Raw genomic sequence first — 12,422 nt, forward strand, 5'->3', positions numbered from 1 at the left:
TTGCCACAGAGTACATGACCCCAGAAAAGTTTTTCTCTATTATCCTCTGTGTCCTCTGTGGCAATCACTAATTTTGTCGCCAAAGGAGGCCGCGTTGGGGAGCAAAAAGATAGGCCAAAGCAAATACGGCCGTTGCCACCAACACCACCGCCGGCCCCGAAGCAATGTCTAAATAGTAAGACGTATACAGCCCAGCCGCCCCAGAAAATGCCCCAATCGTCGCCGCAATAGCCATCATCGGAGCCAGGCGGCGGGTGAGCAAGGAAGCCGCTGCCGCAGGCGTTACCAACATCGCCACCATCAGGGCAATGCCTACCACCTGCAACGACACCACAATGGTAACAGCAATGAGTACCAGCAGCAGATAACGCAAAAAGGTGGCGGGCAAGCGCAGTGTCGTGGCCAGCACTGGATCAAATGAGATGACCATGAACTCTTTGTAAAAAAAGAAAACTACAAGGAGAACAATGAGACCGAGAACGGCCGTTGTCCACAAATCCCCGCTTGTCACCCCCAGTAAATTGCCAAATAAAAAGTGAGCCAAATCAATGGTGTAATTGCCCGTCGCCGACAGCATTGCCACGCCCAGGGCAAACGACCCGGCAAAAATTACGCCAATGGCCGTATCTTCTTTGACTACACCCCGACTGCTGAGGGCACCAATGCCAACGGCCGTAAACACCCCCATAATCAACGCCCCCACCGCCAGTGGCCAGCCCAGCAAAAAAGCGACCACCACACCGGGCAAAATCGTATGCGCCAGCGCATCCCCAAAAAAGGCCATACCGCGCAGCACCACGTACGTGCCCAGCACTGAGCAAACAATGCCTGCATTATTGACTAAACCATCAAGCCGATCATGCTTGGCGAGAAACGCCTTCACAAAACTTTTGACTGATGAAAAGCTGGCCAGGTCAAGCTTCATAACCTCAACTGAGCCGGGTACATTTCCCATTTCCGCAAAGGCTTCTTTACCTGCGTCAACCCGACGGCAGGCACCGACAACGGTCGCCCCTTGCTTGGCTAACTGCGTCGCCGTCGCCAGCCCAGCCCCACTGTTGGCTCCAGTGACAATATAGACCCGACCACTCAAATCTTTTTGCAATAACTTTGGCTCACACATCAAAGTTGTTGGCATATCAAACTCCTATCATTAGTTACTTTGTTTACAATTGCTACATTCCCTTTCATACTTCAATCCTTGTGACCTAGAGGCCGGGGTCGATTCCAGTCATCTCGACCGACAGGTCCCACAGCCGCTTGGCAAGACCGGGGTCTTTGCTCTTGTCCGTGGAGTCAACCTGCTTAGCCGGCCCCGACCACTCACCGAATCGGCTTGGACCGAAGTATTGACCGCCATCAACGCCCGGAGCTGTCGCACCAAGCAGGGTCGGCCACGCCCCGGCTTCGGCGGAATTGGCAAAGAGCATGATCAGTGGCATCAGCATACGGAGAAGCCGTACCTGGAAGCCGGAAGTGAGGTAGCGTGGAAGCTCAGTGTCGGCGACACCAGGATGTACCGCCACCGAGATCGTTGACGAGGCCTTCGCCCTGAGCCGCCGGTCAAGCTCGTACATGAAGAGTAGGTTGGCGAGTTTGCTCTGGTAGTACCGTTGCTGCGGCGAATACGACTTGATGGCGTTGATGTCGTCAAAGTTGATGTCACCATTGCGATGCCCGACGCTCGACACGGTAACAATGCGCGATTCTGGGGTTGCTTCCAGTTTCGGCAGCAGCAGCCCTGTGAGGGCAAAATGGCCGAGGTGGTTGACACCAAACTGAGCCTCGAACCCGTCTTTTGTGGCAGTTTTCGGAGTCGCCATGATGCCAGCGTTGTTGATGAGAACATCGAGCTTCGGCTCGCGGCCAACAATTTCTGCAGCCCTGTGTACAGAGGTAAGATCGGATAGGTCGAGGCTGACAAGCTCTACGTCGGCACGAGGATGAGCCTCGGCGATACGGGACAGAGCATCCTGCCCCTTACTTTGATTCCGACACCCCAGCAAGACACGGCCACCTTTGCCAGCCAACGCTTTGGCAGCTTCAAAGCCAATACCGGTGTTGGCCCCCGTGACAAAAAATGTCTTTCCACTCTGGTTGGGTACGTCTTTACTTGTGAAGTTTGTGATCATTTTATGATTCCATTTGTTATCTTTCGAATTTGTTACAGGACGCTCTATTTATCAAAATCCATCCTGCCAATGTGATGCCCAACGCTGCTCACATTCACCTCTACTTAAACTGTTTTGATAGATTATCAATCCGAGAGAGTTCTGCATCAGATAAGGTAAAGGTCATGGCACCGACATTTTGTTCGGCGTGTCGCACTTTGGATGCACCGGGAATGACAACAACCGTATCACCGTGGAAATTGAGCAACCAATTGATAGCCACTTGCGAAGCTGTCACGCCATGCGATTGAGCGATATTTTCAAGTGCATTGACTAATTCGCGGGATGATTCGATTCTGCGGCGCAGTTGGCTCCGCCGGAGAAATGGACGGCTATTGAGTAGTTCCGGGTTCTTGTGAAACTTGCCGGTTAGCAAGCCCGAGTCAAGGGGAGAATAACCAATAATCGTAACCCCCAGTTCCTTGGCCGTATCAAGAACTCCATTTGTCTCAATACGGCGGTTAAGCAGGTTATATCTGACCTGATTAGATGCCAATCTCATCCCTCGGGTGAGTAGCACTTCATGAGCCCGGCGCATCTGGCGGGCACTAAAGTTACTGATCCCAATCGAACGAATTTTTCCGGCTTCTACCAGATCAGCCATGGCATTCATCTCTGACCTGCGCGTTGTAAACCCAACGGGGACATGGATTTGATGGAGGTCAATGGTATAACCATTCAAACATTCTTGGCGTTCGCCAATGGTCCTGCCAATCGAGCGAGCAGTTCGTCCCAACGGGTTCCATTTGGTCGCCACGATAACTTCTGAATCACTTTTTCCTGCCAGCTTTAGTGCCCGCGCAATGGCGCGTTCGGAGCGGCCATGCCCATAGAGTTCGGCCGTATCAAACCAATTGATGCCGCCGTCCAACGCAGCTTGAACGATACCGTTTGTTTCCTCAACGGAAACCGGATCCCATGATCCCCTTGCCCCACCCTGCCCTTCAGAGAATTGCCAGCAGCCTAAGCCAATGGGGGAGATGAGGATGTCTGTTTGACCTAATTGTCGTAATTTTAAGTTGTTAGTTGTTGACATAATATTGTTTACTCCTGTTCGTTCCAGTTGTATTGAACACCTGTCAATTGCTCTAAGAGTTGCCACAGATGACGGGCAACGGCTTCGCTACGTGTTATGTCAAATAAATCACCGCGCCTGCATCTCAAATTGCACACCTGTTAGCTGTTCAGACAGCTGCCAGAGTCGGCGTGCATCAGCCATGTTGTGCGAGGCTTCGTTAGATTGCACAAGAATTGGGTAACCACGTGATTCCATAAATCCTTTTGGCCCGTAGTAATCACTTCCTTTGACATTGGGATCGACGGCCGCCCGAATCGATGGCAATGCCCCCATAGCGGAGCTTTGGGCAACGAGGGCAAAAAGTGGATAAAGGACTTTCCAATACCAAGCATCAAATAGATGGTCAGCGAGGCTGGTGTTAGAGCCACCGGGATGGGCTGCGACCGCAATGGCTGAGGAACCCGCTGCTTCAAATCGCTTTTGTAACTCGTAGGTAAAGAGGAGATTGGCTAATTTTGATCGGCTATACGCGCCATGTGGTGTGTAATCCTTGCCCTCTTCAAACATGAGATTGTCAAAATCCATCACGCCATCTCGGTGACCGATGCTGCTTACGTTGAGAACGCGCGCTTTTGAGGTTGCTAGAATGAGATCAAGCAAATGTCCGGTTAAGGCAAAATGACCAAAATGATTGGTACCAAACTGCTTTTCAAAACCATCTACCGTTTTGCCGTAAGGAATCCACATAATGCCAGCATTGTTGAGGAGGATGTCTAAACGGCCGTATTTCCCCTTAAAACTTTCAGAAAATGCTTGAATTGATTCCAAGCTGGCCAAGTCAAGTCGCATAATTTCAGCTTTAGCATTGGGAATCTCTTGCTGAATATCATCCAACGCGGCTTTTGCCTTATCCATACTGCGGCAGGCCAGCACCACATTGGCTCCCTTGCGGGCAAATTCACGTGCCGATTCAAGACCGATCCCGCTGTTAGCGCCAGTGACAATGATCACTTTGCCAGTCAGATCAGGTATTTGTTTCGCTGTCCAGTTATTATTTGGCATTGTTTTCACCTAACTCCAATTCAACTTGCCGGTTAAAAAATTTCGATATGCTTTCAACTACAGGATCGACATATTCAGGTTTCCAATACATGTCAAAATGTCCCGCACCGTCTAGCACTAATCTGTCTTTTGGGCCATCGAGCTGATCATAAAACTTGATGGCCGACCCTTTTGAAAAGGCGTTGGATCCATACGCCATGAATACAGGGGTTGAGCGAAAACGCTTCGTTAAGCCGAAAAAGTTCAACCATTCGATAATGGGGATGAGTGATAGAATGCTGACCCTGTTTTGCCAATTTGGTACATCACCAGGCATACCCGGAAGATAATAGAATGCTCCCATACCCACCTTTATTTTGTCTTCGTCTGCATCTTCAATTGCAACTTCCGGAACCATAGGCCCAAATTTTATGTCTCGTCCGGTAGCAAGGTACCAAAGCTTTGCCGCCCCGCCGATCATATACACCAAGTCAAGAGGTATAGGAAGTACACTTTCATCTTCTGAAAGAAACGTTGGGCTAACCATAGCCTCGGCTTTTATTCTGGAGTCATATGCGGTTTCGTAAGCGGAAATGCCGGTGCCTACGCATATGCCCATGTTAAAAATATTGTTGGTGTCGACTTGTTCTAGGTTGCTTACAAAATCAATGGAGCTTTTTACATCGTCAACTTGCCTTGAAATATCAAGATATAAGGAATGACCACCGCTCTCGCCAAAACCTCTGGGATCAAAAGCCACGGTAATAAACCCTTTTTGACTCAATTTTTGAGCATATAATCCCGCAGTTTGTTCTTTTACCCCTGAATTGGGAGGGGTAATCACGACGACTGGTCTTTTTTCTCCAGCCACAAAATCATCTGGCATATAGAGATCGGCAACAATCTTACTGCCGTCGCTAATGTACTCAACCTTGTTTTTCCCTGGTCTCAGATTTGATGAGTCAAATCTGAAAGTGTCAGAACCAACTGGATCGAATTGTCGCCGTCCGAGTAGATTTAACGGTATTGAAATTAAGGTTAATCCCAAACCGATATATAGACCGACTTGTACTGTTCTGCCCCACCAAACGGCCGTATTAATTGGCACCAGCATCAAGACCAAGGCAAATCCCAAGCTAATAACCAAAGCCAATAGAACGTATCTCCAAATTGGACTTGTTTTGAGTGTGATTTTAGGCATTATCTTTCTCCTTAGTGAAATTGAAACTGAACATTAGTCAGTTTCTCTGCCACTTCCCAGAGTTTTTTCGCATCATTTTCATTGTGTGAGGCTTCACTTGATTCTGCGAGCACGGGATACCCTCTGGGTAAGTGAAACTTTCCTTCAGGACTGTAAAATTCCCCGCCTTTAACTACGGTATCAACAGCGGGTCTGAGCAGCGACAAAGCACCCATTTCAACACTTTGTCCAACTGCTTGGGTAGCGATGCCACCGACAAAGGCGATAAACTCATTTAACAAATTCCCGGAAGCTTGATGTCTTAACCAATTTGTTCTCACAAATCCCGGATCCACTGAGACAGAAATACAATCAAATCCGTTGCTTTCAAAGCGTCGTTGCAGTTCATTGGTGAATAATATGCCCCCAAGTTTTGAAGCGGCATATGCTTCTCCACCATGAAACGCTTTGTTTTCAAACATCAAATCATCGAAATCGATTTGACCACTTCTGTGTGCAAAACTGGAAACGTTAACCACTCTTGACTTGGGTGTTGCCTTCAATACATCTAGTAACAGGCCAGTCAAAGCAAAATGACCTAACACATTTGTGCCAAACGTAAGCTCAAACCCATCCTCTGTCTCCCTTTTTTCAGGAAGAAACATAATGCCTGCATTATTTAGTTGCACATCCAGACGGTCATATTTAGCCTTGAATTCATCTGCAAATTGGTGGATGGATTTCAGGCTGGCTAGATTAAGTTGTATGATGTCTAATGAAGCATTGGGAATCTCTTCCTTTAGTTCGGTTAATGCGATATTTGCTTTGTCCATATTGCGACAAGCTAAAATCACGCTGGCTGCTTTTCGGGCTAGCTCTTTTGAAGCTTCAAACCCAAGACCTGCATTTGCGCCTGTCACGATGAAAACTTTGTTTTCTAGGTTGGGAATATTATTGGTCGTCCAATTTGTGTTCGGCATGATTTTCTCCTCATCTGCCCTAATACTTGTCTTAACAGGCGGATGCAAATTCAAGTTTGCCTACTCAGAAAGTCGATCTGCTTTTGCAAAGATGCAACTTGAATAAACCTGACACCATTCGGCGAAGATGATAGGGGTAGCGTGGTGATTTTGTTGTGGCTTATTTCGTTCAGGCTTCCCCCCTTGAACGGTCAGCAAACGCCCATATGCACTCTTCCTATCTAAATTTTGGGCGTTTGCTTTTTGTCTTAGGCTGGCTTTAGACCTACCAAGCCATAGCTTATATCAACCAATTTGCGGGCTTTATTCAAATCCTTCGCATTGGGGTTGGGAGATTCCAACGGCCAGCCCCCATCCCGTGTTCCTGGGTCTCGATATATCACACTGCTTTGGCTAAAATAGGCTCCTGAATGTTTTGGTGCATCATCAGAAAGCAGGCAGTGCAACGAGGTCTGAGCAGATTCTTCATTACTGTCTGTCATTCCCATCAAGTTTGAGATTGGACCCATTAGCCCCAAAACCAGATTCATAGGGAACCTAGCCCCTGAACCAAAGTTTGACCGTGCCCAGCCGGGATGAACCGAGAAGGCCGAGACGCCTGTCCCTTTCAATCGTTCCGCCAGTTCCTTTGCATAGAGAACGCTGGCCACTTTTACCTCACCATAGGCGGCAAAATTGCTGTAACGTCTTGTCTTATAATGCAAGTCGTCCAAATGTACATCGGGGCGGTTTCTTGGATTGCCCGCATGTACAACAGAAGAAACAATAACGATTCTTGATGATGGGGTTTGCTTCAACACATCTAGCAATAGCTCTGTGAGCAGAAAATGCCCAAAGTAGCTGGCGGCCCAGGAAATTTCAAAGCCGTCCTTTGTGTATTTAGGCGTTCTGTCATGAGAAACCATGCCCGCATTGCAATCCAGCCCGTCCAATCGGTCATGCTTGTTTAAGAAATTTGTGACAAAGTCATGCACAGATTGCAAATCGGCGAGGTCCAGCTTCATGACCTCATGACTGCCTTTTAATCCGGTGAAGCTTTGGGCAGCTTCTTCCCCGGCGTTAGGTCGGCGGCAGGCCATCACGACATGCCCCCCTTGCTTGACCAACTGACGGGTCGTTTCCAAACTAGGGCTGTTTCAAAGTCGAAGAATGTCTAATGCTCTGGTAGGGTCAGCCGAAAAGGCATCAATGGCCTCAGAAACGGAAGCAAAACCAGCTAGACGAGCAAGGTTAATAACGATATTGCGAAAAGCAGCCCGAACTTGCGGGGCACCCGGCTTGCAAGTTGAACAAGCATCCTCACCCATGACCACATCCCGCACCCAATGAAGACCATTTTCAATGGCTGCCCAGTGGTCTCGGGTAATGGCAATAAGGTCAGCAGGTTTTGCCTCAGCTTGGGGCAAAGAGGTTATCCCATAGACATAGGATTCACTGTATTTGTTAGGTTTGAGTACCCATCGCTTCCGCTTGAGATGAAAAACCTGAGCCACATCAGGCCAGTGCGGATAGGCATTGTTAGTCGGTGCACTCCATAGCTCACGAATTTCCAGACGGCCGTGTCCCTTGTTGACGCTTTTGTAATAAAGAAATGGAGGCTCGTTTCTGGGCTGTGGCTGGGCAAACCGTGCTTCCAACGACCAAAGCAAGCGGGGATGATTGCCTTTGACATACATCAAATAATGACCCCCAGCTTGTCGAATCTGACGCACAATCGCTCTTTGAGTGAGCAATGCATCCACCGTAATGACCAATCCCTTCAGCAGCAATCGCTCAAGTAAAGGGGGGACACAGCTGATTTCATTGGTTTTGTCTTCTACCGCTGCTTGAGTAAGCACAATGCGTAACTGATGACACACAGCCGAAACAAGGAAAGCATTGGGGCTGCCCAATGAAGCGGCGCGTCGAATGCTTTTGCCATCGATAGCAATGCCCCGAGCAATGCCTGCTGCGACTAATTCTTGATGGACTTGATGCACCCATGCTTGAATACTGGCTTCAAGGGCTTCTGGTTTTATCTGCCAGAATACGCGACACAACATAGCGGCCGATGGGTGATGGTGTGGCTTGATACCTAGGCGCGATTTGCGCCCTGCTGGCATATATTTGCCCCATCTTGCCATGCCCCGAGCACTTGTTTTGCCACAGAGCATAGCCAGCACGATAAAATTGAACAGACTAATCAAACTATATCGCTTGCCGCGCGGCTTGCGCCAATCGGCTATCGGGTCGAAAATGGTGACTAGAGGTGGAATTGTAATTTGCATGTTTCCGCTCCTTGCAGGGATTTTGGAAACTATGCTGCAATTTCACCTTTTTTGCGACTGCCGACTTTGAAACAGCCCTATTCCAAACCGACACCAGAATTGGCGCCTGTTACAATGTATACTTTTCCGCTTAAATCTTTTGATGCGGTTTTTGCATCAATTGCTAATTTTCTTCTTGGCATTTTTAAAAAACTCCTTTCACTAACTTAATCTATCTCAAATATCTTCTTGTGATTTGCCTAGCTTTACGCCTTGCTTAATCCAACCATTTCGTAGCTCATGTCAACCAATTTCCGAGCCGTGTCCATATTTTTGGCATTGGGATTGGGTGATTCCATTGGCCAACCGCCATCGCGACACTCTCTGTCGCGGTAGAGGACACTGCTTTGGCTGAAGTACGCCCCTGAATGGTTTGGGGCATCATCTGAGAGCAAACAGTGCAGGGTGGATTGGGCAGATTCTTCGTTGCTGTCAGACATTGAGCGGGTAAGCGGCCTTGCCACTGCCATTGCAAATCTCATTAACGGGCCGCCGCCTGATCCAAAGTTGGATCGTGCCCAACCCGGATGTACTGAGAAACAAGAGACACCGGTTCCTTCTAAACGCTCGGCAAGCTCTTTGGCATACAAGACGGTTGCCACTTTTGCTTCGGCATAGGCGTCCGTGTTGCTGAATGACCGGTTTTTGAAGTTGATGTCATCTAAATCGACATTCGGCCGATTTCTAGGCCCACCAGCATGCATCACAGAGGAAACGATTACCCATCGTGATGGCTCGCCTTGCTTCAGCGTATCTAACAAAAGCTCGGTGAGCAGAAAATGACCAAAATAGCTGACACCAACCGACATTTCAAAGCCATCTTTTGTATATACTGGTTCGCTACCGTGCGTCATCAGACCGGCGTTACAAGCCATGCCATCCAATCGATCGTATTTCCCTTGAAATGCAGCGGCAAAGTCCCGAACGGTTTGCAGGTCACTTAGATCAAGCTGCATCACGTCGTAGCTACCCGGTTCGCCAGCGAAGCTTTGGGCAGCTTCTTCGCCTGCCTCTGGTCGGCGGCAGGCCATGACAACATGACCGCCTTGCTTGACCAACTGGCGGGTTGTTTCCAGACCAACGCCGGAATTGGCTCCAGTTACAATGTACACTTTTCCGTTAATGTCTTTAGCCGCGGTTTTTTCATCAATGTGTCGTTTTATTCTTGGCATTTCAAACTCCTTATGGCCTCTTTAGCAACTTTTGACATCGACACCCATAAAATGGATTTACGATTAGGGATTGACGATTGTGCATTCGCTGGTAAGCATGTGCTTTATCCCCATTTTGTGACCGAATGAACGTCCATGTTATGTGTAATATGATACGCTTGAAAATGGACTAGCTGAATACATAAATGTTCGGATGGCTTGCACAATTGTCCGGTTGTTCCGTGTTTTTGTTCTATTTGGCACCCAATTTATATATAATTCAGCTTGTCTAACGAAAATCTCGTTATAATAAGTCAAGTGTTTCACGGTATACAATATTTAGGAAGAAAGCGAATGACCTATCAACCAAAACTCTTCGAAGCGTTTGTAAGTCGGCTGGAGCAGTATGGCCCGCAGGAGGGTGTCAACACGACCAGCCTTGATAACCTGATTGTCATCAGGGAATCTGAATCACACGCAAAGATTCGGACAGCTTACGAACCGTTTCTACTCATTGGTGGACGGGGCCAAAAGAATTGTTACGTCGGCAAGCAGAAATATGAATATGGGGTAGGCAGAGGGCTGGCTATCCTTTTATCTATGCCTGTACAAACTGAAATTATTGGGGCGACTCCAGATAATCCGTTTTTGGCGGCCGTTATTGGCCTGAGTCTGGAACGCATGTCTGCTATTTTGATGAAAATTGAGCGGGCTGAAGGATTTGCAGCGCAGCCCGCAGCCGAAGATATGTCGGGTATTTTTTCGCTGCCGTTGACGGATGCGCTGATTCGTCCATTTTTGCGGCTGTTTGAAGCATTGGAGAGTGTGCGGGATACGGCCGTTTTATCCGACCTGCTCATAGATGAGATTCACTACCGCCTGCTGTGCCACGAAAGCGGCGTTGTGCTGCGTTCGCTGCTGCACCAGCGAGGGCAAATTCAGCGCATCTCCAGGGCCATCGACCATATTCATCAGCATGTGGACCAACCTGTTTCTGTGGAACAACTAGCGGCGATGGTTCATATGAGCCGCACGACTTTTTATGAGCATTTCCGGTCGGTGATGCACGTATCGCCATTGCAATATGCCAAGTCGGTGAAGCTGTTCCAGGCGAACAAGTTCATCAGGGACGGGAAAAATGCCAGTGAAGCGGGGTATCTGGTGGGGTACAACAGCCCGGCGCAGTTTAGCCGAGAGTACAAGCGGCATTTTGGGTATGCGCCATCGGCTACGGTTGTTTAGGAGAAAGAGGTGGGGAGGAACGGCCGTTCCCCCCTCCCCACATTGCCACACTTGATTAAGAAAGGGGGATCTCTTCCGCACCCAACATTTCGATCCATACGCGGAAGCTGTAGAAAACGGGAGCCAACAGCAGCAAAATAACAATGATAAGCAATGGCATGATCTCTAAGTTGGTTATGCCCAGCAAGGCAATGACAACGGCAGAGATCAGGGCTGACCAGCCACCCGCATTGTAAATGCGCCGGTTCTCATTTGGATATTGAATCGTGTGCATGAGCAGGGTGATAGTTACCAAAACCAGAGCCAGCGCCCCTACCAGCAGCCAGCGAGCTTCACCGGGCAAATGCTCACCCGCATGTTCAACAATATTCAAAACGGCCGCTCCCACACCCACAATCCCAATCGTCATCGGCAAATGAAGGTAAAACCAGGCAAAAACCATGTTTCTACTAGGCAGCGGCTTATGATGTGAGATGAAGTCAAAGTAGAGCCACCATAGCCCCACAGCAATCAGCATTCCCAATGCCCCGGTTAAACCAACTTGAAAATCTAAATGGTGATGTTCAGCCAAACCGCCCACTGTACCTACAATGACTTCGCCCAACACAATAATGGTAAACAGGCCAAAACGCTCGACCAGGGAAGGAGAAACGGCCGTACTCAAATCAATCTGCGCCTGTATCTCTGGGTCATCACGCCCGACCATAAACATGGTTGCTGGCAGCAGTAGCGAAAGCAGCAAAGCCGCTCCCCATAGATAAAAGCGAACCGGTTCTGCAAAAAATACTGACCCTACAAAGAGTAGCGTCGTCAGCAAATAACCGGCCACAAATGGCTGGGACAACGGCCGATGTGCCGGATCGTGAACGCCAGAACGCCACCACAAATAAAGCAAAATAAATTGGAATGCAGCATAAGACAAGGCAAATCCCGTCGAACCTTCACCCATCGCGTTGTGGGCAAAAACAGCCATCGCCGCCACAGTTCCCATCTGCAAAAAGGTAAAAACGCGGGTGCGGATGTCATTGTTGCCGTGCAAATCATGATAGCTGGTGCCATTCCACCACGCCCACCACACAACGATGAACAAAAAGGCAAAACGGCCGACACCTGCCCAACTTATATCCCCAGCCAGCGCATGCGCCAATTCAGCCACAATGACCACATAAACCAGGTCATAAAACAGTTCCAAAAAGGTGACGCTGCGATCTTCTTCTCGATCCGCAAGCCTGCGGGGTGGCTGCCACCACTGCCGGAAATTTTGCCTGATTGTGTTCATATGCCCTGATTCTCCTCGTTCAACCCAAAAGTGCGACGCAAATTGAAGGTGCGC

General features: G+C 48.8%; 11 protein-coding genes. 1 reads left to right on the plus strand and 10 read right to left on the minus strand.

Translation table 11 applies throughout. From position 1 onward, the window contains the following. Nucleotides 1-67 precede the first annotated feature (67 nt). The 9 genes from ACOQPU_RS15275 to ACOQPU_RS15315 form a co-directional block, all read right to left on the minus strand. Nucleotides 68-1,138 carry an SDR family NAD(P)-dependent oxidoreductase gene (locus tag ACOQPU_RS15275; RefSeq protein ID WP_420640695.1) on the minus strand — a complete coding sequence of 357 codons (1,071 nt, stop codon included), beginning with the start codon at nt 1,136-1,138 and terminating at the stop codon, nt 68-70. Nucleotides 1,139-1,208: 70 nt separating this feature from the next. Beyond that, entirely contained in the window at nt 1,209-2,132 is a 924-nt protein-coding gene (locus tag ACOQPU_RS15280) for an oxidoreductase (protein WP_420640696.1), read from the minus strand. A 100-nt stretch (nt 2,133-2,232) separates the two neighbouring features. Beyond that, the gene (locus ACOQPU_RS15285; protein WP_420640697.1) at nt 2,233-3,207 is read right to left on the minus strand and encodes an aldo/keto reductase; all 975 of its coding nucleotides are present in this window, start codon (nt 3,205-3,207) and stop codon (nt 2,233-2,235) included. A gap of 108 nt (nt 3,208-3,315) precedes the next feature. Beyond that, nucleotides 3,316-4,251 (minus strand): oxidoreductase, encoded by a 936-nt coding sequence (locus ACOQPU_RS15290; protein ID WP_420640698.1) that lies wholly within the window; start codon nt 4,249-4,251, stop codon nt 3,316-3,318. Next, complete coding sequence (locus ACOQPU_RS15295) at nt 4,241-5,431, minus strand: alpha/beta hydrolase (RefSeq protein WP_420640699.1); 1,191 nt, start codon at nt 5,429-5,431, stop codon at nt 4,241-4,243. Before ACOQPU_RS15295 ends, ACOQPU_RS15290 begins: the two co-directional genes overlap by 11 nt. 11 nt (nt 5,432-5,442) lie before the next feature. Then, entirely contained in the window at nt 5,443-6,390 is a 948-nt protein-coding gene (locus ACOQPU_RS15300) for an oxidoreductase (protein WP_420640700.1), read from the minus strand. A gap of 248 nt (nt 6,391-6,638) precedes the next feature. Beyond that, the gene (locus tag ACOQPU_RS15305) at nt 6,639-7,514 is read right to left on the minus strand and encodes an SDR family NAD(P)-dependent oxidoreductase (RefSeq protein ID WP_420640701.1); all 876 of its coding nucleotides are present in this window, start codon (nt 7,512-7,514) and stop codon (nt 6,639-6,641) included. Nucleotides 7,515-7,526: 12 nt separating this feature from the next. Next, complete coding sequence (locus tag ACOQPU_RS15310) at nt 7,527-8,657, minus strand: ISAs1 family transposase (protein WP_420640702.1); 1,131 nt, start codon at nt 8,655-8,657, stop codon at nt 7,527-7,529. 245 nt (nt 8,658-8,902) lie between these two features. Then, nucleotides 8,903-9,868, minus strand: a complete 966-nt coding sequence (locus ACOQPU_RS15315; RefSeq protein ID WP_420640703.1) for an SDR family NAD(P)-dependent oxidoreductase — start codon at nt 9,866-9,868, stop codon at nt 8,903-8,905. 333 nt (nt 9,869-10,201) lie between these two features. On the opposite strand from ACOQPU_RS15315, the gene ACOQPU_RS15320 reads away from it, so the two are divergent. Next, complete coding sequence (locus tag ACOQPU_RS15320; protein ID WP_420640704.1) at nt 10,202-11,089, plus strand: AraC family transcriptional regulator N-terminal domain-containing protein; 888 nt, start codon at nt 10,202-10,204, stop codon at nt 11,087-11,089. A gap of 55 nt (nt 11,090-11,144) precedes the next feature. On the opposite strand, the gene ACOQPU_RS15325 is transcribed toward ACOQPU_RS15320, so the two are convergent. Next, entirely contained in the window at nt 11,145-12,368 is a 1,224-nt protein-coding gene (locus ACOQPU_RS15325) for a low temperature requirement protein A (protein ID WP_420640705.1), read from the minus strand. Nucleotides 12,369-12,422: the final 54 nt, after the last annotated feature.

Origin of the sequence: Candidatus Leptofilum sp. (assembly GCF_965223285.1) — a bacterium.
Classification (GTDB): domain Bacteria; phylum Chloroflexota; class Anaerolineae; order Promineifilales; family Promineifilaceae; genus Leptofilum.